The organism is Microbacterium sp. NPDC056003, assembly GCF_042274785.1.
Lineage (GTDB): Bacteria > Actinomycetota > Actinomycetes > Actinomycetales > Microbacteriaceae > Microbacterium.
Window position 1 is genome coordinate 284519 of sequence record NZ_JBHJXQ010000001.1, and the last position, 22638, is coordinate 307156.

The following is a 22638-nucleotide window of genomic DNA, read 5'->3' on the forward strand; positions in this document are numbered from 1 at the left end:
GAGAGTGAAACGAGACCCAGAGAGTAGACAAGCGTGAATAACCAGAGCGATGCACGCAGGCACCCATGGTGAGCGACACCCTTTAGAAGCACTCCCCTACACGTACCTGCACACCACAAAAATACCTGGATAATGACGAAAACTGACCCTATTCTTGCGCCATGCGAGGAGGCCTCGAGCGTTGGAAGCGGGGTGTCGATTCCCGGGGGGTTCGACAGGCGATCGGCTACGCGCTCGACGGCATCTGCGATGCTCACCGGCAGCACTCCCCCGGCGTTGACGCGCTCGAAGCGTATGGTGCGGCATCCAATTCGACCGTCTCGCGATTCATTGTCGCGAGCGGCCGGATCGGCAAAGACGAGCTCACCGCCGGCGGCCTCCGTGTCTGGCTCACCGGACACGACCCGGTCACCGGGGAAGAGCGCGGCCATCAGCGGCTGAGCCCCGACGCCGACCTGCTGCTCGATGGGACGCTCAACCACCCGAAGTCGTACAGTATCGCCGCGCTGCTGCATCCCGAACTCGCGACCGAGTTCGAGGCTCTCCAGGATCGGCTGCGTGAGCGCATCCTGCTCACGTGGCAGACGGAGCTCAACGCACGGCGCGGGCACGGAGGGCTCATCCGCGAGGAGATCGCCCGCATCGAGGTCGTCGAGCTGCAGCATCGTCGCTCGCGCGCGCTCGACCCGCACATCCACCGTCATCTCTGGCTGAACATCAAGGTGCTCGGAGCGGACGGCAAGTGGTCAAACCTCGACTCTCGGGTCGCGATGAAACTCCACACCGTCGTCAATGCCGAGGGTGAGCTCACCGCCCGCACCGATCCCGCCTGGATCGCCGTGCTCGCCCAGCACGGGTACACGCTCGCCGAGAATGGCGAGATCGCCGAACTCGCCGGCTGCGTCCGACCCGTCTCGCGTCGGTCGGCGCAGATCGAAACCAACCGCGCGCGCCTGATCGCGGAGTGGTCAGCGGCGCACGGAGGATCTGCTCCCAGCGTGGAGGTGCTACAGCAGATCGATCGACGCGCGTGGGCGGTGTCGCGTCCGAACAAGCCGGCCGAAGTCGATGAGGCGTCGTGGGAGGCGCGCGTCCGCGAGGAGATTGCTGCGATCGAACCGAGTCTGATCACCCCGCGCGCGCCCATTCCAGTCACTGCAACAGACCCGCAAGCCCTCGACCTGGATCTGCTCGCTGCACAGGCGATCGTCGACGCGGACGAACGGTCCACATCATGCGGCGGGCGGTTCAGCATTTTCGACATCCGCGCGGGAGCAATACGCGCGCTCTCGCGCACGGGCGTTGTTGCGGAGCGCGACCGGCTCGACGACGTGATCGCTGAGATCTCCCAGCGTGCGACGGGTTCCGTCTACCGGCTCGTTGCTGATGATCCGCCGGCGCACGTCAAAGCGTTCATGGCGACCGAGACCGTGCGCGCCAAGGTGCGTCTCGCCGGCCGCCTGGACGTGGTCGCCCGACCCGGGCGCTCCCTGCTGCCAGGCGAGTTGCACCGGCTCGCACGGAACGAAGAGCTCTCGTCGCTGGATGCGTCGCAGAGCGTTGCCGCGTGCGCCATCGCCGGCACGGACGGACTCGTGACGGTGACCGGCCCCGCCGGCACGGGGAAGACGACGATGCTGCGCGCTGCGTTCGCGGCGCTCATGTCGCAACGGCGGCGGATGCTCGTCGTTGCTGCCACACGGAAGGCGGCGTCGGTGGCGTCTCGCGAGGTCGGGGCCGCGGCATCCAGTCTTCATGCGTTGCTTTCGGACCATGGCTACCGATGGGGCAACGACGAGGCCGGAGCGAAGGTGTGGACCAGGCTTGGAGTGGGAGAAGTCGATCCCAGCACGGGCGCCGTGTACGGCGGACCAACCGAGTACGTGTTGCGTTCTCGCGATCGGATCGTCGTCGACGAAGCCGGCATGGTCGACCTGCAGACGGCGAACGTCCTCGTCGGCCTCGCGATCGAGCAGGGTGTCGGGCTGGCGTTCGTGGGTGACACGCATCAGGCGTTGCCGGTCGGGCATGCAGGTGCGATCGGTTCTGCGATCCGGCACGCGAACGCTGCGGTCGAGCTCGACACGGTGCACCGGTTCCGCGATCCCGACTACGCGGCGCTCACACTGCGACTCCGGGATGCGGGTGATCGCGAGCATGCGCTGGTGGTAGCGGGCGAGCTTGCCGAACACGGCCACGTCGACCGGGTCGATCATCACGACGCGGCGCGCGAGCGGATGATCGACGCGTACTTCGACTGGCACGCGCGCGGCAGGCGCGTGACGTTGGTATCTGGCACGAATGCTGAGGCGGATGCGATCAACGACGCTATCCAGCAACGGCGAGTCGATCAGGGCGAGCTCGACGTCCGCGTAGTCGCATCGGGAATCGGGCAGCAGCGCATCCTCGTCGGCGACACCGTCCAGACCCGTCGCAACGACCGGCGCACGGGAGTCGAGAATCGCGCCCAGTGGATCGTGCGCGGCATCCGCGACGAGTACCTGTCTCTTGTCTCCGTGAGCGACAGCGGCGAGGTGGCGCGCGTGTCCACCGAGTACGCGCAGGAGCACCTGCAGCTCGCCTACGCGTCCACCGTGCACGGTGTGCAGGGCGACACCGCCGACGCGTCGGTGGTCGGGCCCGACGTGGATGCCGCAGGGCTCTACGTAGGCCTCACGCGCGGGCGGGTGCACAATGTCGCGATCGTGGTCGCGCGGACGGATGCCGCGGCCCGCGAGCGCCTCGCCGAGTCGATGCAGCGCGGCACGCCGGAGTTGACCATGCAGGATGCGGTACGCGCGGCCCAGACCGAGGTGCGGCATGCGGCGAGGCAGCGAGAAGCGGCGATGGCTACGGGGCCGGTGGTCGGGGGACTGAGTGTGGGGCGCGGGCTCGGGATGTAGAGGTGCTCGATTAACGGACCAATCATCGGGCAAGCTTCCGGGCCGGCAATTCGGACTAGATCCGATGCGCTAGACGCACCCTTGCGTCATCTCCTCGCCTGTCTTCATGAGGACCGCTCTAATGAGGGATCGAAGACCCTGAGCCGTAACCCGTAAAGTCGACGCCTACGGTGCAGCTGACTCGGCAAGCAGAGCGCGAGCTCGGTTGAGGATGAAGGTGCGCTTCATCATCTCCGCGGGCGCTGGCGGAAACGAGCTCATGATGCTGCCGTCGGACTTGCCTGCGCGGATGGCCAATAGGATGCCTCCGATGACTAGAGACTGGTCGTATAACCCGCTCCGCGAGTCCACAAACTCGGCCAGAAGCTGTTCTTCATCCCGAAGAGGGTTCCCTCGCAGAGGAGTTCTTAGCGCCCAGTCTGCCCGTCGGAACCGCTTACCGCGCCACATCCACTTTCTCGATCGTTTGGTTTTCCCGGTGCCCGAGGTGACCTGGGCACGTGCACGGATATCGCCACGCATGCTCTCCGCCTTTTGGAACGTCAGGTCGGCCTGGGCCGTCGCTACCATGCCTTCCAGCGGCATCAAGAACACTCGTGAATCGTGAGCCTCGATCCGAACTCGCTCGACCGTGCCCCCGAAGTCCGCTAGTAGGACTCCCCCCACGAAGACTGGGTCAACTCCGTGCATCGAAAATGTGAGTCCCGGGTTTAGCACAGTCGCTGGAGTCCGCCCTCGATTGATCACCGTCACCACAACCAGGTCGAGCGCAGGGTTCGTAATTCTTCGGTCAAACTGCCGATTCATTGCGGATGGATCCAAGTAGTCGACCGGAGCCCCTCGGACGAGCTGAATCCCATCGGAATAGCCGAGCTCCAGCTTGACGAGGAGCACACTACCGCCGTATATCCACGTCCTAACTCCCCAAATGAGGGCGAGGGCCGCAATGATCACCGGCCAGAAGTCCAGAAATGAAGTCTCCGAACCCGCCTGGTTACCAGGTGGCCGGCCAAGTATGTAGACGATCTCGGTAGTGAGACCAAGGCTTAGGTACATCGGTCCTCCAGAGGCGTGATCGGTAGCGGTTGGTCGCTGAGCCTAGCGATGCTTCGGGCGCTCGGAGCGAACGCCCGGCGACCGGCTTGCGGACGCTCACGAAGTGTGGACAGCGAGCCCGGGCCTAGCCGACGCAATCCTCAGGTGCGCGATCCGACGCATCAAGCTGAGAGAAGGGCACAGCGGCGCCGTGTTGGTCGACTTGGAACTCGTTTCGAAGTATCTCGAGGCTCGCGGCTTGCACCCACTCCACCTCCGCAAGCGATCCGGAGATCGCCTGAACTCGGCTTCGAAGGCGCGATCCTTGAGCGACGAGTTCTCGAAGAGTGGCCTCATTGATGGTGGCGTCGAGATCCGGCAGTTCGCCATGACCGTGGCTGATCCACCCCCCATCTCCATTCCGGAACCAGGTGGATTCGACCGCGAACCGTGCCTCGCCTTCGAATGTCTCAGCTGCTGCGAGAACCTCCATTATCAGTTCCCGCACGTCTTCAGCGGCACCCAACCCGCGGACATACTCATAGAGATCGTCGAAAGTGATGTCGTCTTCGAGGGTCTGATCATGTGGAGCGTGGGTTCGGACGTCGTACGCAAGATGCAGACGTTCCTGTCCCAATCTGCCCAAGATGTAGTAGAACTCGCGAGCATCGTCGTCAGTCACATGCCCGATCATCTCAGGTACCGCGTCGGCGCGGATCAGATCGCGAGATGCGCAACTCCGGTCCGACGGGCGGCCGGCAATCGCGCGACCACTGGTGCACCCAGGCGTGCGAGTCCACCGGTGTTCTATGAGCTCACGTAGGTGCGAGCACGACCTGCGAAGATGGCGTCTCAAGTCGATCGAAGGAGGCGGACGCGCCGTGACTAGAACCGAGCCGCTAGTGGTCGCCTGTGATGAATCCGGCAACGACGGTGAGAACTTACTCTCAGGGGGATCTGCGGTCTTCGCGCACGCCAGCGTGATTTTGTCGCCAGACGAAGCAGCCGCGCTGATGGATGAAACCCGTGCGCGTACGCGCAGCCAGACCACGGAGTTGAAGTCAAAGACGATCCTTCAGCCGCAGCACCAGGTCACGGCGGAATGGCTACTCTCCCATCCTTCGGTCGAGGGGAACGCCTCGGTGCACCTCACCCACAAGAAGTACTTCGTCGTTTCGAAGCTCTACGACTCGACGGCGGAAGAAGCCGCACATGCACTCGGGTACGACATCTATGAGACTGGTGTCGCTCTTGCGGGAGCGAATCTGCTCTTCTTCCTTGGTCCTCGGAGCTACGGGGCGGCGTGGGACACGCTCCTGATGACCTTCCAGCATTTCATGCGAGCAAAGGACGCAAACGAGGCGCAGGAGCTGTTGGCGCGCTTGATCCAGGAAATGGTGCGACTGTTGTCCGATGAGGATGCCGTTGTGCGAGATGTGCTGGGCACGGTCTTCGCCGGATTCAGCCATCTTGGGTCGCTGTCGAGGCTCCAACTCGGCGACGGCCTCGAGGAGCGACTTCGCACGATGGATCCGCTCATCTCCGCAGTCGGGGCGGCTGTGCACTTCTGGTCATCAGTCTCAGGCAAGCCTGTGGAACTGGTTCACGATGCCGCTAAGGAATTGACCCCGGTAAAGATTGAGTGGGCGAAGCAGTCACTCGCCCGCCCGGAGGACATCGCCCCTTCTCGACAAGGCTTGGCCAGCGAGCTAACTGGTGTTCGACTGGTCGACTCCATAACCGATCCGCGCGTTCAAGTCGCTGATCTGCTCGCTGGAATCGGTCGCACCGTCGGAGAATCGATCGCCAATGAGCAAGAGCATCCGTTGGGCCCCAGCCTTCGTCGGATGCTAAGCGGAGCCAGTCTGTGGCCGATACCGGAGAACATGAACGTCGAGAACGCTCGTCTGGCGATGCTCTCCCAGTTCTCGCGCGCTCGATGATCTCGCATCCACGGGGGCTCGTGCCATGACTCAACGCCTACGATTCTGAGCCGCTCATGAACTAATTCGTGCTTCTGGGGCCGAGTCGGCGATCGCGTCTGATACTGTGACGGCGAACAGATGACCCTGCTCGTGCCGTACCGAGGTCAGAGCGGGTTCCAATGCAGCGACTGAAGCTGTTGCGGTGCCCGAGATCGAAGTTCCGGTTCGAATGGAGGAAGTTTCGTGCTTAACGGGAGTGGTGTCCCCACTTCGAATGTTGAATGCGCGTCTTCTGACGATCGACCAGCACGGGCCCGAATGACCCGAGGAGGTCAGATCGTGGCACGCAACACAACCAGCAAAAGCGCCAAGACCGGCGCGGGGGTCCTGCGCCCGCTCGCGGATCCCGAGTCCGCACCGCCTGTCTCTCGCATCAAGGACCGCAAGTTGCTCCCGGTCCCGTTCCGTCCGGAGGCCGGCCGTCCTGACGAACGCGACGGCGCACCACTCAGCCGGCTCGGCGGCCGATTCCGCGACGTGTTCGCCGAAGAGCACGGCATCGCGGTGGACGACGTCGACCTCGGGATCGTGCGGCAGGTCGAGGCGCTCAACGCCGACACCGAACGGAACATGAAGGCGCTCGGCGAGATCCAGACCAAGCGCACTGAGAGCGGGACTCTTCGTTTCGTCCGCCTCACCGTCAACACCCCGCTGATCTTCCCCTGGATGCTGAATGGCCGCGCCCTCCGTCGCATGGGGTCCGAACTGCGAGGCAGCGAGGTCCACCTGGTTACCACCGCGGAGGACCACCCGCTGCTGTCACTGCCCACGATGGATGTCGATGGGCCGGAGAGCGTCATCGAGATCGTCTCAGCGCAGCGCCGTCTGCTCGGCCTCGCCAACTACACAGCAGCCGACGGCCCGAAGAAGGGACGCATCGACAGCATCATCCAGTTCGGCGTGCTGGATCCCCCAGACGTGGTCCTGACCCAGCTCAACTCGGCGACGGGAAGCGCTTGGGTCGCTCAAGCAGCCGAAGGTGCGCAGCGCCTGTTCTCCGCACTTGCGGCGATGGACGTGCTCGCCAATCGAAACGTTGCCAGCGTCGCTACCGAGCGCTGGCTGCGCAGTGCCCAGCCGCGGCTGCGTGATCTGACTGCCGAGGATCTCTCTACCTTGTCGGAGAGCCTGAAGTTCTCCTCAACCGCCGCCGCGGGGTACTTCCCTGGCGCGACCAACATCGAAGGATGGGTCGAGACTGTCGCCGCCACATCGCCGGCTGCGGTCGCGTTCCAGCTGATCCGGACGATGGAGGTCAACCTGATCGTCGCGGTCAACCCGGACCCGGTAATCGCCGAGCGTCGCGGGCTTGCGCACCCGGTGTCGGATACGGTGCAGGAGCTCATCCGCAGCTACCACATGCCCGGCAAGGCAAAGGAGCGGTGGAACGACGCTGACGTCCTCGGCCTGATCGCGATCGGTGCTGTGGATGATCTGGTGGCGGACTCGCGCGTCAGCCAGACGGAACGGTCGATGTGGCTCGGCGAGTCGCTCGCCGAGTGGAGCGGCCCGCCACGGACGGACGATGGCGGTCCTGGGAACCTGCTCGTCTCGACGACGAAGCTGCTGGCAGCGCTTACCGTGCAGGCGGCGGTGCCTCCGGGTGACGGGGCTTCGCCGGTGGACTCACTTGAGGTCGTCAACCAGCGGCTGCGCCTGAACAGCACGCGTGTGCACTCGGACGATCGGGCGAAGGTGGCTGCCGCTCAGGCGATCGCAGCCCTCGGTCTCAACGGCTCCGGCTGGGAGGGAACGATCCAGGCCGCCATCTTCGGAACTTTCCGACACGCCTGGTTCTGGAAGACGAGTGAGCACCGGAACGATGCCATCTGGCCGTCTCTTCTGACGTTGCCTCTCGCCGAACTCACTGCCCGCGCCCAGGAAGAGCGGAGCAGCCGCAGTGCGGACGACGATCCTGACAACGCCGGGCCCGCGCAGCGCGCCATCGCCGCGCTCGGGGGCCTTGCGCTGATGGCAAACCCGGGTCTCATCGCGCAGCGCACGGCGCTGTCGCGCACGGGCCTCGGTGCCGGTGGTAAGTCGAACGACATTTCGGCGAGCGACCCGAGCATCCTGCTCCGCACGATGGCGCAGCACGAGGTTGGCATCACTGAGCTGTCCGATGCGATCGCCGCGCTCACAGCGTCGGCGACGTACACCATCCCGCTTGATCGAGATGACGATCAGGAACTCACGGACGTGTATCTCCGCCAGCGGTGGCTGGGCGCCCGCGCGACGTCAGACAATCCGCAGACCGAGTTCGCGCGACTGGTTCAGGAGCTCGTCGACTCGCTCAAGCGGGCTCGCGATGGGGAGTACGGATCGGAGCGTCTCAAAGAGATCCTCCCGGGCGAGCTGCTGGGCCTTACTCCGCCCAACGATGAGCTTCCGCTCGAGACGGACTATGCGCCTGACCTCTGGGGTGAGCCGGTGTACGAGGAGATCGGCATCAACGAGATCCTCGTCGATGAGGTCATCCCGGTCCTGCAGTCGCTGGTCGATTTCTTCCAGGTAGGCAAGGCCTACGCCCGCGCCGCGAGTCGCGTGTCCCGCTGATCTCCATGGGAAACGACGCACCCGAAGAAGGAGCGTCCGGCGACGTATTTCGCCGGGGCGGCGATCTCGTCATCGTCGCCCCGACCGGGATGCCGCGGTCAGCCTGGCTCTCCCTCGCCCAGGAGTTCCTGCTCCAGACGGGCGCAAGCGACGACGGCGAGCGGACTCTCGTCGTGCCGGTGGACAAGGCTGGTGATGTAGCGGACATCCTCAGTCGTCCGTGGCCCGCAGGACGATGGGAATGGAGTTGGACCCAGGATGCTCGCGCGGCCTCGGGTTCGGCGTCGGCGGTGCAGCGTGCCGTCGATCGGGTACTCGCTGTGCCCGCGGCGCGGGCCGGCGCAGGCCTTGACCACGCGCTCCTCGACGCCGGATTCGCCCGGCAGCTGCTGCCGTCCCAGCGCGATGCGGTCGCCCAGCTCGTTTCGAGTGGCGGTGGTGGAAACTTCTCCGTGCCCGGGAGTGGGAAGACCACCATGACCTATGCGGTGTATGCGCTGATGCGAGCCGCTGGTCTCGTGGATCGCATGCTCGTGATCGCGCCTCAGAGCGCCTACGAGGCTTGGGAGGAGGAGGCGAGGGACTGCTTCGCAACGGGCGACATCCCTGTCGTGGAGCTCGCCCCCAACTCGCCGTCACGGCGAAGCGAGGTGCTGGTCTACAACTACGAGCGCGCAGCGCAACCCGGCATTCGCGCGGCGATTGACGCATGGTCGCACGGGCATCGCTTTGCGGTCGTGTTCGACGAAGCGCATCGCGCGAAGCGCGGCAAAGAGGGCCTTCACGGCTTCGGGGCCGCGGACTTGGCGGGGCTGGCCGCCGCGCGACTCGTGCTCACCGGAACGCCCATGCCGAACGGACCCGAGGACCTTGTCGCGATTCTCGACCTTGCGTGGCCTGGTCAGGGCGCTCGACTCGCAAGCACGCACACTCCGCATGCCGACAGGTCATGGGTACGCATCACCAAGGAGGGGTTGGGCCTCGATGAAGCTGTCGTCGAGATCGAGCCGGTGCGGCTCGACGATGCGCACATGCGCGTCTACAACGCGTTGGCCAGCGGCCTCAAAGACAACCCGGAACTGCGGGCAGACCATCCCGAGTATGTTCAGCAGGCCGTGACTCGACTTATCGTATGCGCGTCGAATCCAGCCCTTCTGGAGCCGGCAGCGGACGGGGAGCTGGCATGGCCGAATGACATCGATGCGGGGCGCCCCCTTTCTGAGCTGATCGCCGAGGTTCGGGCGGTAGCGAGACCCGCGAAGCTGCTGGCTGCTGCCCGGTATGCCGCCGAGTACTCTGCCCGCGGCGAGAAGTTGCTGATATGGACCAACTTCCTCGGAAACATCGACGAGCTCCAGCGTCTGCTGGAGCCTTACTCACCCGCGGTAATTACGGGAGCAACTCCACGTCACGACCCCGGCGCGCCCACCGATCGCGAGCGGGAGTTGCGGCGGTTCCGCCACGATTCTGATTGCACGGTCCTGCTAGCTACCCCTCAGACGCTCGGTGAGGGAGTCAGCCTGCACCGTGCCTGCCAAACCCAGCTACATGTCGATCGCACCTTCAACGCCGGGCTCTTCCTCCAGGCGCTCGACCGGACGCACCGTGTTGGAATGCCGCCAGGAACGACGGCGCGGGCGATCGTCTTGCAGGGGATAGAGACGATCGACGAGCGCATCGACGCCGCGTTGCGTCGGAAACTCCGAGCAATGGACGATGTGCTCAACGACCCCACCCTCGCACGCCTGACGCGGGTGGAGATCGGTCCCGCGGCCGCCGGGTTCAGCCGCCAGGAGCTTGCCAACCTGCTTGGGCATCTGACCTGACTGTTCCTCCACAGAGGCCCTGCGAGCGGCGTTTTCCTCAGCAGTTGATTCCCGCTCGAGATTTCTAGTGGGCGAAGCTAAACTCGAGCGACATGACAGCCTCGCTCGATACCCCAGCCCCGACCTTCCCCCTTAGGGAGAAGGTCCGCCCGGCGTTCGAGTCGGGCGATCCGGCGCTGCGGATCGTCGACCTCTTCTCAGGGTGTGGAGGGCTCACATTGGGAGCCGCGCAAGCGGCCTCCGCGGCTGGGCTCGCGCTCGACGTTCGCCTCGCGCTCGACTTCGAGCAGTCCGCCGTCGACGTGTACAAGGCCAACTTTCCCCAAGCGAACGCGGTGGTCGCGTCCGTCGAGGATTACTTCGATGGCGAGCTAGACGACGAGCTCACCGAGGCGGAGCTGAAGACGCGGAAGTCAGTCGGGACGACGCACCTGCTTTTCGGCGGCCCGCCGTGCCAAGGTCATAGCGACCTCAACAACCGGACGCGTCGCGATGATCCGAAGAACAAGCTCTACCTCAAAGTGGCTCGAGCAGCCCGGGTGCTTGACCCCTCGATCATCCTCATCGAGAACGTGCCCACGGTCCGTCTCGACACCGCCGGCGTCGTGCAGACCACCTTCGACCTCCTCAAGAAGCTCGACTACAAGGTCGCGACCGTCACAGTCGGGATCCACTCGCTCGGCGTTGCGCAGAAGCGTCGCCGCCACGTCCTCCTCGCGTCGAAAATCAAGGGTCTCGATCCGGAACTTGTGCTCAAGGACCTCTCATCCCGCACCGAGGACTCAACGTTCGATCTCGAATGGGCGATCGGTGACCTCGTGGGGCTTGTGAACCCCACCGGATATGACACGCCACCAAAGGCGAGCCCCGCGAACATAGAGCGGATGGAGTACATGCAGGAGTCGGGAGACAAGGACCTTCCGAACGACCTGCGCCCGAAGTGTCACCAGGACGGCAACCACTCATACAAGTCGATGTACGGCCGGCTGAGCTGGAACGATCCTGCGCAGACGATCACGAGCGGCTTCGGCAGCATTGGGCAGGGCCGATACATGCACCCAAGCGCACTTCGCGCACTCACCGCCCACGAGGCCGCACGGATTCAGGGCTTCCCCGACTACTTCTCCTTCAGCTCCGCCGCGAAGCGTGCTGATCTCGCGACGATGATCGGCAACGCGGTCCCGCCTGCGTTGATGCGCGAAGTTGGCGCAGCCGCAATCGACTCATTGGCACTCAAGCCCGAACCCATCGGCCAATTGACGTTCGAACCGTCAAGAACCGGAGGCGAGCTGGCACTCGCTGGCTGACGGATTCACGGAGTCCATTGGCCTGGGTGTCCCGCCGGCTCGCCTCACGGTCGGCAAGCCGCACGCCGCACTGAGGCTGTGACGCGCAACAATGCTCGCATGTACCCGCGACGTGACATCCAGGTCGACTCGTCTCTGCCACCCGTCGGAGACCTCTGGGTTCCGAAGCCCAGCGAAATGAGCGACGAGGGATATGCCGGGCTGTACTTTCGAGATGTCCTGGTGATTGCGAACACGCGTGTCGACGATGCGCTCGGCGTGATGCTCTGGGAGCGAGCCGCGGCAGCTTGGGTTGTCGATCACTCGTCCAGCGAGGACGAGTTCGAAGCTCTCGCGGTAGCGATCGAGGGCATCGAGGCTGATGCCGATTTTGAAGATCTCGGCGCGCTTGCCGACCTTCCCGCAGCCCTCACCGAAGACGGGTACACGCTCGGGGGACTTGAGTTGGGTGTCTCCGGCCTGAGCTACGTCCTCTCGGCGCTCGGGTTCTACCCCGTAGCCAGCTGTCGATCCCATGTGGCTCGCTCTTGGTCGGCCGAGCCGGTGGTGCTTTTCGCCTCCGACGAGAAACGGTTGCAGCTACTCCAGCCCCTTGTCGCCGCGAGTGGTTGCGGGCTCGGCCTCGATTCCACCCGAGGACACATCCTGGTCGTCGTTTACGCCCCGTCAATCGCCGAGATGCTCTCACTCACAGCGTCGCTCTTCGAGACGCGTGCGAGTTTCCGATCGCTACCGAAGACGGCCCGCAAGCAGTCACAACCGGATGCGGCCCGTGCCGCTGAAACAGACGAAGCTCAGCCCACCCTGTTCTGACGCCTGAGTGTGCGCCGCGGCAGTCCGGAAGTCAGTCGCGCAGCCGACCGACACGGTGGGCGCGCCACCGACCGCGAAGGCCCCGTCTGCGGGCAGTCCCCGTATGGGGATCCCCGAGTACGAGTTTGCGCCGATCAATTCGGCACTTGAGATTTGTGGGCGTGGCTGATGAAGAGGCCCTACCCACGTGAGTGACGAGAAACGCTTCCTGCGGCCACTAATCTGGCGACGTGAGTGACGAGACGGCGGGCGCGAGTTCCAGCAGAAGCTGGAAGGTATGGGAGTTGGTCATTTCTCTCGTCCTCGGCGCGGGGGTGATCGGATTCCTCGTAGCGGTGGCCGCGCCGTTCGCGGTTGAGTGGATCAAACAGGGGCTAAAGGACGACGCCGAGGGATTCGTGTCGGGCTTCTGGCGGATTCTCTTGGTCGTCGTGGTCGGCCTGGCGTGCCTGGCGGTTTTGGTCGTGCTCTTGCTGACGATCTTTCGCAAGTCCTGGCGCGCCAACACGTGGGGCCGTCTGCGAAAGTGGCGCCCTTTCACTACAACGGATCGGATCAAGAGCGAGCGATCTGAAGCCGTCGAGAGCTACCTCGCGAGCATCGAGCGCGACGCGCTCACGAAAGCGCAGGACCGGCCCAAGGGCGCCGCGACCGGCCAGTTGAGCGCGAAGGCGGCGCGTGGCCAGATCAACATCCCGCGTGGCACGTCGCCGATGAATCCGGGCGGCGGCTTCGCGAGAACATATGAGTCGTCGATCCCGCTGCCCCGGCCGCGCTGGGGAGTGTTCCGCAAGCCAGACGGGGACGGCAAGGGTCAGTTCGTTCTCATGAACTCCGTCGAGCGGAGCGTCGCCAAGGCAGTGCGACTCGATGAAGTTCTTGTTGGCACGTTCTACTTCGTTAGCGGTGCCCAATGGGACGACATGTCTGGACGCTCCATGGAAGAGTTCCAGGGCCGCCCGGACATGGACGCTCTGCACTACGGTCTTCAGTTTCGCGTGACGTGGTACAACGAGAACGACGAGCAGCTCGAACAGGTCGTTGAGCTACCGAAGGAGAGTCGTCTGTACTAGGCGCTGCCGTCTCAACGGATCACTCCTCGATCAGCGCCTCCTCGCTGTCCAAGCGGGAACCACTGAACAACGGAGCGAGGTCCCGGCCGAATCGAGCCAGCACCGCGAATGCCAACGGATGGCCTCCAAACCTCAGCCAACGAGGCAACCCCAGCGGTCTCGGGCTGAGAAGGCCGCGATAGGCCTTTGGCGGCCCTTTCCCGTCAGACGTCGACGCCGAACGCGCGTAGCAGCGGCACGCGCGGGATCATCCGACGCGGGCCGAGCTGGACCGTGGGAATGGCCCCGCTCTCGATCCCGAGCTTGATCGTTCGGTAGTCGACGCCGACGAGCTTCGCGGCATCCTTCATCGTCAGGGCAAGCGAATTCGGCGATGAGTTCATGACCTTCTCCTTCACTGGATGGTGGATGTCATCACTTGCTCACGCACTGTACACCCGTGAGTGGCCGATGTCATCACTTGCTCGCGATTCCCGAAACTGGGAAACTCGCAGCATGCCTGAACTCTCGATCGAACTGATCGACGACGAGATCATCGACGCCGGCGACGGCATTCACGTTCCACGCTCGTGGGTCGCCGTCGTAACTGGCCTTCCTGACATTCCGGGCGTCGTGCGGGCGCACGTCGTGTACGACCCGACGCTGCGGCGGGCCGTGGCTGAGTCGATTCGAGTGGATCGGAGCGGCCAGGGCGATGAGGTGACCACCACGCTGCTGCGCGACCTCCGAGTGCAGGCCATCATCAAGTGGGCCGCGGCTCGCGTCGTCCGTATCGATGGTGATCTCTCCGAGCCGGAGACCTACGGGCAGTACCTGGCGCGACTGCGGGCGGACGAGTCGCGCTCCGAGGAACAGAACCTGCGCGAGGCGGTCAGGCTCTACCGGCTCGCCTCGGTCATCAACGACGGTCCACTCAAGCTCGTCTCGGAAGAGCTCGGCGTCAGCGTCAGCACCGCGACGCGCATGATGAATCGGGCGCGGATTGCCGGCCTCGTCGACGAGGCCACCGGTCGCAAGGTGCTTGTCCAGGCTCGCGAGCGGCAGCTCCGCGAACAGTTCACCGGACCTTCGGTCAGGCCCAGTTCATCGGGGCCCTCGATCGGTCGCTGATACCATCGGGATCCGTTGAGCCACATTTGAACACTTTGCCATACAGGGCGCGGTTCCGTGAGCAGAGTGCCCAAGATTACGCACTTCAGCTAGCGACCAATGCCGACTTGGCCGCATTCGGTCTGAGATGAGCCTCAGATCCGCTCCAAGACTGGCAAGTCTTGCCCGCATTTTGGCCGCATTCTATTCGCCGCTGGCTGTTTTCGGACGTTGCACGATGCCGTTCGACTCCCGAGAACCCGCGTAATTCCGCGGAATCTGTCGTTTCACGTGGCTATGAAGAATGCTCAAAACGTGTTCGAGTCCCTCCAGGGGTCTGGCTGGCCCCTCACAAAAGGAGAGCGGGCCGGGAGCAGTACTGCCCCCGGCCCGCCGCGTCTACTCGCCTATTACTTGATCGCGACGAAAACCGTGTCGGCGAACATGCCCGGGCGCACAGCCAGAACGCCGTCCGCGGGCGTCGGAACCTGCAGTGCCTCGTTGCCGGTCGCCGAGGCGCCGTTGTAGAGAGTGCTCATCGAGTCCATTTCGTCGGGGCCCAAAAGCATCTTGTCCAGCGGGTCGACGGTCACACCGGCAGCAGTGACGTACTCGAGGCCGACCATCACGGGCATCCCACCCTCTGCGTCTTCGCCGGTGTAGGTCACGGTGTAGTTGATGAGGATGTACTCGGTGCCCGCGTCGGGTGCCTCGTTGAACTGGTTCTCCGCGAGAATCTGGTCAGCAGCGCCGGTCGTCACCGAGTTGATGACGACCGTCCAGTCCTCACCCTCCACGGTCGAGCCCAGCGGAGCGGGGTTCTCGCGAGTGCCCACTACGGGTGCGTCATCCTCGGCGGCCGCAGCATCTTCCTCGACGACAGCTGAGTCGTCGTTGCTGCTGATGCTGACCTCGGACTGGAACGCGTTGTTGAACGAGGTTGCGACGACGGCGAAGAACACGATGAAGCCGACAATCGTGCCGACGACCGAGACGATGATCGCGGTGAGCCCCTGCCACTTCGCCTTGTCCTTGAGGAACAGCGAGATGATTCCGAGGATGAAGCCGACCGGCAGCAGGATCCAGCCGACGATGAGCGCACCCGGAATGCAGGCGAAGATGAACCCGACCACGGAAACTGCGAGGGCAACGATGCCGAGCACGTTGCGCGCAGGCTTCGGCTTCGCGGGCCCGCCCGCGGGCGGCACGAACGCCGGCTGCTGAGGCTGGTATCCCTGAGGCTGGTAGGGCTGAGGCTGGTAGGCCTGCGGCTGCTGGGTCTGCGGAGGGTAGGACGTGGGCTGCTGCGCGTCGGTCATAGTTCTCTTTCGGTGTGGGACGGCTCTGGGGGCCGCATGACAAACCGAGCGACTGCGCGCGGACGCGAACATCCACGATTGACAGACCCCCCGGTCAGGCGCACGACGGGAAGGCGATGAGCTCACCGCCCAGACATCCCCCGCCATTGGTGCGCGCCAGTTCGAACCTATGGCTGCGCCTGCACTCGACACGGTCACTTGAGCGGAGGCTGACCGATTCCTGAGCAAGCGCTGTCCGACCGGTGCGCCTCCTGGCCGCTCCGCGTCCCGTAAGGAGAGCGCCAAGAGTCGTCGCGCGAAATCAGACAGGACTCGCCGTCACAAGCGCCGCTCTGATGGACTCACGTCGCGCAGAATCAGCCGAACGAATCCCGCTGATCCAGCAACGTCGTCGGTCTCTGGCCCCGGGCTCGCGCTGCGTCATACCGCGGGCGGGAGAGCCGCCGCAAGCCGCGCGTACACGGCCGCGACGTCGACGCCGCGGTCCTCACCCCGCGAGATCCGCTTGACGAGGAGTCGGGGCCAGAGCACCTCGACTCCGTCCACCGTGAACGAGCCACCGATCAACGGCCAGTCGGCGTCGAGGAAGCAGAGCACGCCGATGACCGGAATCGCCGAGTCATCCAGAGCCGAGAGGACACGCTCGACCTGCGACTGCACCCCGGTCACCAGCTTGGTCCGGTCGCGACCGCCCACCCGCAGTGATTCCACGCGCGGCCGGATGAGGCCACCCTCGACGTGGAGCGACGGGCGCTTGCCTTTGTACCGCTTAGCATCGATCACCCAGACCGCCGCCCGCGAGACAACAATGTGGTCGATGTTGGCGCGCGTGCCACGGATGCGACGGTCGTGCAGCACCCGCGTGTCGACGGGCAACTCCGTCAGCCGCTCGGCGAGCATCTCCTCGCCGATCGCGCCCCGCTCCCAGGCGCGCGTGCTCTGCGGATCGTCCGACAGCGCGAGGATGAGCCCGCCGATCTTCGAATGCGCCCCACGGATCCGGTCCTCACGCTTCTGCTTTCGCCGCTCGTGCTCACGTCTCGCGGAACCGCCGGCGACTCCGCTCTCCGGCACCTCGATCGCCGCCGCACACGCGACGCAGCGGACCGTCTTCAGCGTGCGCTCGTACACCGCATCCGCGCCGGCTGGCAGGTCGACCCCACAGAGCCGACACGTCCCGGCGTAGCGCAGGCGCATGCGCTTCTCATCGTCGACTCCCCCGAGCGTCACGTCGCGAACGTACCAGCAGCGACGACCGACGCCGCTTTCACACCGCTGGATGCACCCCGGGTCGTCAGACCCGCGCCCGCACCACCCGCGCCGTAGCCTCCGGATCTGGCCGGTGCCCCACCGACTCCGGCACGACCACCAGCTCCGCGCCGTCCATCTCCTCCGCCAGCCGGTCGGCCGCCGTGATCAGGATCGGGAACGTCTGCTCCCCCCGCAGGATCGTCACCGGCGAAATCCCCAGCATCTCCGGCGTCGGCACCGACACCTGCCGCGTCAGCGTCGCGTCGTAGACCGTCGACTGAGCAACAGCGACGAGCTCCGCGAACTGGTCGCTCTGGCGGATCCCCTCGACCATCTCCTTCGGCAGTCCGACGCCCTCGAGCTGGAATGTCACAACAGCCTCATCGCTGCGACCCTCATCGATCAACGCCTGCAGACGCTCGGGCAGCCGCGGGTCGGGCTCGTCCACGCCGAAGTGGAACGGCGGCTCCGACAGGAACAGCGCCCGAACCGGCACACCCAGCGACGCCGCGAACAGCGCCAGCACCGCACCCGACGAATGGCCCAGCACCGCCGCGTCTCCCCCGACCGCCTCGATCACCGCGGCCAGGTCGGCCGCCTCGTCTTCGGGAGTCGAGCCGCGCTTGTCGCCGCTCGAGCCGCGCCCGCGTCTATCGACGGTGACGGCGCGGTAGCCGGCATCCGCCAATGCCTTCGCCAGCGGCGCGCCGTCAGCCGCCACCGAGAACGCGCCGCCCACGATCACGACCGTCGGGCCGTCGCCGACCTGTTCGAACGCGATCGTGGTTCCATCTGCTGACGTCGTGGTCTCCATTCCGTCACGAAACCACGGCCCACCGACACCGACAAGCCCTCCCGCGGCTAGCCTGTGCGCGTGTCATCCGGTCGCCGCCGCGAGCGCGTCGCGATCGTTCTGGTCGGCGCGTTCGTCGCAACGATCGTCGCGTCGCTGCTGCTCGCGCCGGTGATGGTGTCGCGCACCTGCTTCTCGGTCGACGTGCCCGGCGACGGACAGTACTGCGGAGACACGGCCACCGATACGATGCTCGGCTACGAGGGCAACCTCAGGCTGTGGATCGGCTCGCTCGTGCTGATCGTGGTGGCCGCCGGCATCCTGATCACCGCTCCGCGCCGGCGGCGCTCACCGACTCCGTAGCCGGCCGCGCCCTCACCCCACCGACGCGACGGCCGCCCGAATAGCGTCGAGCGTCACATCCGGGTGCGAGATCATCGACACGTGCGACGCCTCGACCTCGGTCACGGTCGACCCGGCCCGCGCCGCCATGCGGCGCTTCGTCTCGATCGGGATCACCCGGTCCTCCGTGCCGAGCACGGCCCAGCTCGGGATCGTCTTCCACGCGGCAGGACCCGACGGCGTGACATTCGCGACGATGGATGCCGGCCGCTGCGTCGCCGCGATGAGCCAGCGGTCCTGCTCCGACAGGTCCTGCGCGAACGAGTCGTGCAGCAAATCGCCCAACGAATCCCACGTGGGAGCGGGTTTCCGCTGTGGAGCGCGCTCCTACCGCGAGCGCGGCGCTCCGATGGTCCGCGCGAATGCCAGCCGCTTCTCATGTTCGTCTCCCCCGAGCGTCTCTCGCCGAACGTGCCACCACCTCTATGACGTCACCGATTCATGCCGAGCGCAGAACTTAGGATAGCCTCACCTACATGCCAAAGAGAACGCACCTTCTGCCCGCAGTCGCCGCTCTGAGCCTCACCGCTCTCGCTCTCACCGCGTGCTCCACGCCTGCCGAATCCGAGGGCGCCGCGCAAGCAGCCGAGCGCACGGTCGTGGTCGAGAACGCCAAGCCCACCCTGGTGCTCGTCGAGGAAGACGGCGAGTCCTCCTACCAGGAAGACCTTGAGGTCGCGCGCGACTCCGTCGAGATCGAGGCGAACCCCGCCTCGGTGGTGACGTTCGACATCGCGACGCTCGACACGCTCGACGCGATCGGGGCCGGCGACGCCGTGGTCGGCATCCCGGATGCCGTCCTCCCCGACTATCTGTCCGCGTACGCCGACCTGCCCAAGGTCGGGACGCTGTTCGAGCCCGACTTCGAGGCCGTCGCAGAGCTCGAGCCCGAGCTGATCGTCACTGCGGCGCGCAGCACCGGTCAGTTCGACGAGCTGTCCGAGATCGCGACCACGATCGACCTCACCGCCGCCTACGCCGGCACGTTCGATCCGAGCGCCGGACTCGAGCGCGCCGAGCAGCTCGGTGAGATCTTCGGCAAGGAGGACGAGGTCGCCGAGCTCACCGCCGACATCGAGGAGCAGGTCTCGACGCTCAAGTCCGAGGTTGAGGGCACCGCGCTGGTGCTCTCGGTGTCCGGCGGCGAGTACGGCGCGTTCGGCGAGGGTTCCCGCTTCGGGTACTTCTTCGATGAGCTCGGCTGGACCCCGGCCGTCGTCGCCGCCGATCTTCCCGGCGCGGAGGGCTCGCCGCACGGCGACACCGTGACCAACGAGTTCGTGCTGACCGCAAACCCCGACTGGATCTTCGCCTTCGACCGCGGTGCCGCGGTGGGCGAGGGGTCCAGCGCCGAGGAGACGCTCGACAACGAGCTGGTCGCGCAGACCACGGCGGCAAAGGAGGGCCACATCGTCTACCTGCCGGCCAGCGAGCTCTACATCGTCATCAACGGTCTCACCGCGATCGAGAACGTGCTCACCTCGGTGCACGAGGCCGTCGCGGGCTGATCCGTCATGCCGCACGATTCGCGAACGAGGAGCGCAGAGCACTGAGCCGCGTCTCCCCCTCGCTGCTGATCGCCGCGGGGGTGGCCACCGTGGCCGCCCTCGCGACGATCTCACTGTTCATCGGCGTCGCCGAGCTCGACGCCTTCATCCTCTTCGCCAGCCGCATCCCGCGCACCGTCGCGCTCGTGCTCGCGGGCGCCGCTTTCGCCATCACCGGCCTCATCATGCAGCTGCTGGTACGCAACAGGTTCGTCGAGCCGGGCACGACGGGAGCGACGGATGCTGCGAGCCTGGCGCTCCTGATCGTGCTCCTCTTCTCCCCCGGCCTGGACCTGTGGGCGAAAGCGATCCTCGGCGCGGTCGGCGCACTCGTCGGCGTCTGCGGTTTCCTGCTGCTCGCCCGCCGCATTCCTGCCCGATCCAGCGTGCTCGTGCCCATCGTCGGCATCCTCTACGCCGGCGTTATCGGCGCGGCCACGATGTTCATCGCCTATCGCAGCGACATGCTCCAGGAACTCCTGAGCTGGGGCGTCGGCGACTTCTCCGGCATCCTGCGCGGACGCTACGAAATCCTCTACTTCGCCGCGGCAGCTGCCCTCGTCGCCTGGATCGCCGCCGACCGGTTCACGGTCGCCGGCCTCGGCGACGACACCGCGCGGGGCCTCGGGCTCGACACGCGAGCCGTCATGGGCCTGGGCGTCATGATCATCGCGGTGGTCACCGGCATCCTGATGGTCGTCACGGGTGCACTCCCGTTCCTCGGACTCATCGCACCGAACATCGTGAGCCGGCTCATCGGCGACAACATGCGTCGCGCCGTGCCGCTGGTGGCGCTCCTCGGAGCCTCGATCGTGCTCCTGTGCGACATCATCGGCAGGATCGTGCGCTTCCCGTTCGAGCTTCCCATCTCGATCGTGATGGGCGTGCTCGGCGGAGTCGTGTTCCTCTGGCTGCTCCTCGGGACCGCAAAGCCCGTCGACGCTCCGCGACCCGCCCGCCGCCGACGCACTCTCTCGACGAAGGCCGGCGTGTCATGACCGCGACTTTCCTCGACGGCGCCCGCCGCGCCGCCGGACAGCTACGCCACCCGACCGGCGCGCTGATGGCGCTCACCGCGATCGCCGTGGCGATCATCCTGGTGTTCGCGTTCACCGACCTGCCCGGCAAGTGGGAGTACGCGCTCGGCCTCCGCTCCCGCACCATCGCCGGCATGGTGATCGCGGCTGCGGCGATCGGCGCGGCCACCGTGCTGTTCCAGACGATCACGGCGAATCGCATCCTCACCCCCGGCATCATGGGCTTCGACGCCCTGTTCCTGGCGATCCAGACGCTCGTCGCGTTCGCGGTCGGCCCGGCGCTCCTCGTGTCCGCTCCCCCGCTCGCCTCGTGGATGGTCGAGCTCGTGCTGATGGCGGGCTCGATCGTGCTGCTCTACTGGTGGCTCTTTCAGAAGCGCCGTCTCGACCTGCACGTCATCGTGCTCGCGGGGCTCGTCCTGGGCGTGACGTTCCGCGCGGTGACGGCGTTCCTGCAGCGGCTGCTCGATCCCGACACCTTCGCCATTCTTCAGAACCTGACCTTCGCCAGCTTCACGTCGGTCGATCGCGAACTGCTGCTGCCGACCGGCGTCCTCGTCGCCGTCGCCCTCGCCTCGCTGTGGCCTCTCCGTCGCGAGCTCGATGTCATGTCGCTGGGAGAGAGCACCGCGATCTCACTCGGGGTCGACCACCGGCGCGTGGTGATGCATGTCATCGTGGCGATCGCGGCGATGGTGGCAGCATCCACCGCCCTCGTCGGTCCCGTCACGTTCTTCGGCCTCATCGTCGCCAACCTCGCCTACGGCGCCGTCGGACACCGGCACCTCCGCAGCATCCCGGCATCGATCGCCATCGGCGTGATCGCACTCGTCGGCGGACAGCTCGTCCTCGACCGACTCCTCGGCTTCGGCACCGAGCTGCCCATCGTCATTGAATTCGTCGGGGGCATCTTCTTCATCGTCCTCGTGCTCACCGGAAAGGCCCGCTGATGATCCGCACCGAATCCGTCGTCAAGCGCCACGACGCGCTCGTCGCCGTCGACCACGTGACGCTCGAGATCCGCACCGGTGTGACGGCAATCATCGGTCCCAACGGCGCCGGCAAGTCGACGCTCCTTGCCGCGATCGGCCGGCTCATCGGCACGGATTCGGGGGTGATCACAGTCGACGACCTCGACGTGACGACCACGAAGTCCCGTGCGCTCGCGCGCCGGCTCGCGATCCTGCGCCAGGACAACCACCTCGCCATCCGACTGAGCGTCGACGACCTCGTCGCCTACGGCAGGTTCCCGCACAGCGGGTCCGGGCGCACCATCGAGGACCGAGCCCATGTCGATCGCGCGATCGAGATGCTCGACCTGGGCGCGGTGCGCAGCCGATTCCTCGACGAGCTGTCAGGCGGCCAGCGCCAGCGCGCGTTCGTCGCGATGGCGCTCGCGCAGGACACCGACCATCTGCTGCTCGACGAGCCCCTGAACAACCTCGACCCCCGGCATGGCGTCGCGCTCATGAAGCTCGTCCGCCGCCTCGCCGACGAGCGGCGCATGACGGTGGTCGTCGTGCTCCACGACATCAACGTCGCGGCACAGTACGCCGACGACATCGTGGCGATGCGCGACGGCCGCGTCGTTCACCACGGTCCGGTCGCCGACGTTGTGACCGCCGACCGCCTCACCGACCTCTACGACACCCCCGCGCACGTCGCGGCGATCGACGGACGCCGCATCGTGCTGTGGCAATGA

18 protein-coding genes and 1 pseudogene are annotated in these 22638 nt (G+C 65.8%); 13 read left to right on the forward strand and 6 right to left on the reverse strand.

Annotated features, from left to right (window positions below; genetic code table 11):
• Nucleotides 1-161: 161 nt before the first annotated feature.
• The gene (locus ACFC1W_RS01280; protein WP_375987704.1) at nt 162-2903 is read left to right on the forward strand and encodes an AAA family ATPase; all 2742 of its coding nucleotides are present in this window, start codon (nt 162-164) and stop codon (nt 2901-2903) included.
• Nucleotides 2904-4083: 1180 nt separating this feature from the next.
• Here ACFC1W_RS01280 and ACFC1W_RS01285 read toward each other — a convergent pair.
• The gene (locus ACFC1W_RS01285) at nt 4084-4620 is read right to left on the reverse strand and encodes a hypothetical protein (RefSeq protein WP_375987706.1); all 537 of its coding nucleotides are present in this window, start codon (nt 4618-4620) and stop codon (nt 4084-4086) included.
• 199 nt (nt 4621-4819) lie between these two features.
• Between ACFC1W_RS01285 and ACFC1W_RS01290 the strand changes: the two genes are divergently transcribed.
• From ACFC1W_RS01290 to ACFC1W_RS01315, 6 genes are all read left to right on the forward strand, one after another.
• Complete coding sequence (locus tag ACFC1W_RS01290; RefSeq protein WP_375987708.1) at nt 4820-5881, forward strand: hypothetical protein; 1062 nt, start codon at nt 4820-4822, stop codon at nt 5879-5881.
• A gap of 570 nt (nt 5882-6451) precedes the next feature.
• Nucleotides 6452-8479: a hypothetical protein gene (locus tag ACFC1W_RS01295; RefSeq protein ID WP_375987710.1), complete on the forward strand. Its 2028-nt coding sequence runs from the start codon at nt 6452-6454 to the stop codon at nt 8477-8479.
• Nucleotides 8480-8484: 5 nt separating this feature from the next.
• On the forward strand, nt 8485-10305 hold the full coding sequence (locus ACFC1W_RS01300) for an SNF2-related protein (protein ID WP_375987712.1): 1821 nt from the start codon (nt 8485-8487) through the stop codon (nt 10303-10305).
• Between the two features lie 92 nt (nt 10306-10397).
• Nucleotides 10398-11612: a DNA cytosine methyltransferase gene (locus ACFC1W_RS01305; protein ID WP_375987714.1), complete on the forward strand. Its 1215-nt coding sequence runs from the start codon at nt 10398-10400 to the stop codon at nt 11610-11612.
• Between the two features lie 177 nt (nt 11613-11789).
• Entirely contained in the window at nt 11790-12425 is a 636-nt protein-coding gene (locus ACFC1W_RS01310; protein WP_375987716.1) for a hypothetical protein, read from the forward strand.
• Between the two features lie 230 nt (nt 12426-12655).
• Nucleotides 12656-13498, forward strand: coding sequence for a hypothetical protein (locus ACFC1W_RS01315; RefSeq protein WP_375987718.1), 843 nt, complete (start codon nt 12656-12658; stop codon nt 13496-13498).
• A 203-nt stretch (nt 13499-13701) separates the two neighbouring features.
• Here the strand turns inward: ACFC1W_RS01315 and ACFC1W_RS01320 are convergent, their stop codons facing one another.
• Complete coding sequence (locus ACFC1W_RS01320) at nt 13702-13881, reverse strand: helix-turn-helix domain-containing protein (RefSeq protein WP_375987719.1); 180 nt, start codon at nt 13879-13881, stop codon at nt 13702-13704.
• Here ACFC1W_RS01320 and ACFC1W_RS01325 point away from each other — a divergent pair.
• Nucleotides 13880-14608: a hypothetical protein gene (locus ACFC1W_RS01325; RefSeq protein ID WP_375987721.1), complete on the forward strand. Its 729-nt coding sequence runs from the start codon at nt 13880-13882 to the stop codon at nt 14606-14608. The two genes, ACFC1W_RS01320 and ACFC1W_RS01325, sit on opposite strands and share 2 nt — an antisense overlap.
• A 389-nt stretch (nt 14609-14997) precedes the next feature.
• Here the strand turns inward: ACFC1W_RS01325 and ACFC1W_RS01330 are convergent, their stop codons facing one another.
• The 3 genes from ACFC1W_RS01330 to ACFC1W_RS01340 form a co-directional block, all read right to left on the reverse strand.
• Nucleotides 14998-15906, reverse strand: coding sequence for a DUF308 domain-containing protein (locus ACFC1W_RS01330; RefSeq protein ID WP_375987723.1), 909 nt, complete (start codon nt 15904-15906; stop codon nt 14998-15000).
• 420 nt (nt 15907-16326) lie between these two features.
• Nucleotides 16327-17136, reverse strand: coding sequence for a nuclease-related domain-containing protein (locus ACFC1W_RS01335; RefSeq protein WP_375987725.1), 810 nt, complete (start codon nt 17134-17136; stop codon nt 16327-16329).
• A gap of 64 nt (nt 17137-17200) precedes the next feature.
• Nucleotides 17201-17971 (reverse strand): alpha/beta fold hydrolase, encoded by a 771-nt coding sequence (locus ACFC1W_RS01340; RefSeq protein WP_375987726.1) that lies wholly within the window; start codon nt 17969-17971, stop codon nt 17201-17203.
• A 60-nt stretch (nt 17972-18031) separates the two neighbouring features.
• On the opposite strand from ACFC1W_RS01340, the gene ACFC1W_RS01345 reads away from it, so the two are divergent.
• Entirely contained in the window at nt 18032-18313 is a 282-nt protein-coding gene (locus ACFC1W_RS01345) for a hypothetical protein (RefSeq protein WP_375987729.1), read from the forward strand.
• 12 nt (nt 18314-18325) lie between these two features.
• Here the strand turns inward: ACFC1W_RS01345 and ACFC1W_RS01350 are convergent.
• Nucleotides 18326-18652, reverse strand: a pseudogene (locus tag ACFC1W_RS01350) (alpha/beta fold hydrolase); the annotation flags it as partial.
• 176 nt (nt 18653-18828) lie between these two features.
• Between ACFC1W_RS01350 and ACFC1W_RS01355 the strand changes: the two are divergent.
• The 4 genes from ACFC1W_RS01355 to ACFC1W_RS01370 all read left to right on the forward strand — a co-directional run bounded on the left by ACFC1W_RS01355 (nt 18829) and on the right by ACFC1W_RS01370 (nt 22638).
• Nucleotides 18829-19860, forward strand: coding sequence for a siderophore ABC transporter substrate-binding protein (locus tag ACFC1W_RS01355; RefSeq protein ID WP_375987731.1), 1032 nt, complete (start codon nt 18829-18831; stop codon nt 19858-19860).
• Between the two features lie 80 nt (nt 19861-19940).
• Entirely contained in the window at nt 19941-20897 is a 957-nt protein-coding gene (locus tag ACFC1W_RS01360) for an ABC transporter permease (RefSeq protein ID WP_375987733.1), read from the forward strand.
• A complete protein-coding gene (locus ACFC1W_RS01365; RefSeq protein ID WP_375987734.1) occupies nt 20894-21886 on the forward strand; it encodes an iron chelate uptake ABC transporter family permease subunit in 993 nt (330 codons plus the stop codon). Before ACFC1W_RS01360 ends, ACFC1W_RS01365 begins: the two co-directional genes overlap by 4 nt.
• Nucleotides 21886-22638: an ABC transporter ATP-binding protein gene (locus ACFC1W_RS01370; RefSeq protein WP_375987736.1), complete on the forward strand. Its 753-nt coding sequence runs from the start codon at nt 21886-21888 to the stop codon at nt 22636-22638. Before ACFC1W_RS01365 ends, ACFC1W_RS01370 begins: the two co-directional genes overlap by 1 nt.

Excerpts from the sequence above, each read along its gene's own strand:
- ACFC1W_RS01280 (WP_375987704.1), top strand. The coding sequence starts at position 162 with ATGCGAGGAGGCCTCGAGCGTTGGAAGCGGGGTGTCGATTCCCGGGGG.
- ACFC1W_RS01300 (WP_375987712.1), top strand. The coding sequence starts at position 8,485 with ATGGGAAACGACGCACCCGAAGAAGGAGCGTCCGGCGACGTATTTCGC.
- ACFC1W_RS01305 (WP_375987714.1), top strand. The coding sequence starts at position 10,398 with ATGACAGCCTCGCTCGATACCCCAGCCCCGACCTTCCCCCTTAGGGAG.
- ACFC1W_RS01310 (WP_375987716.1), top strand. The coding sequence starts at position 11,790 with ATGAGCGACGAGGGATATGCCGGGCTGTACTTTCGAGATGTCCTGGTG.
- ACFC1W_RS01325 (WP_375987721.1), top strand. The coding sequence starts at position 13,880 with ATGACCTTCTCCTTCACTGGATGGTGGATGTCATCACTTGCTCACGCA.
- ACFC1W_RS01320 (WP_375987719.1), bottom strand. The coding sequence starts at position 13,881 with ATGAACTCATCGCCGAATTCGCTTGCCCTGACGATGAAGGATGCCGCG.
- ACFC1W_RS01330 (WP_375987723.1), bottom strand. The coding sequence starts at position 15,906 with ATGACCGACGCGCAGCAGCCCACGTCCTACCCTCCGCAGACCCAGCAG.
- ACFC1W_RS01340 (WP_375987726.1), bottom strand. The coding sequence starts at position 17,971 with ATGGAGACCACGACGTCAGCAGATGGAACCACGATCGCGTTCGAACAG.
- ACFC1W_RS01355 (WP_375987731.1), top strand. The coding sequence starts at position 18,829 with ATGCCAAAGAGAACGCACCTTCTGCCCGCAGTCGCCGCTCTGAGCCTC.
- ACFC1W_RS01365 (WP_375987734.1), top strand. The coding sequence starts at position 20,894 with ATGACCGCGACTTTCCTCGACGGCGCCCGCCGCGCCGCCGGACAGCTA.
- ACFC1W_RS01370 (WP_375987736.1), top strand. The coding sequence starts at position 21,886 with ATGATCCGCACCGAATCCGTCGTCAAGCGCCACGACGCGCTCGTCGCC.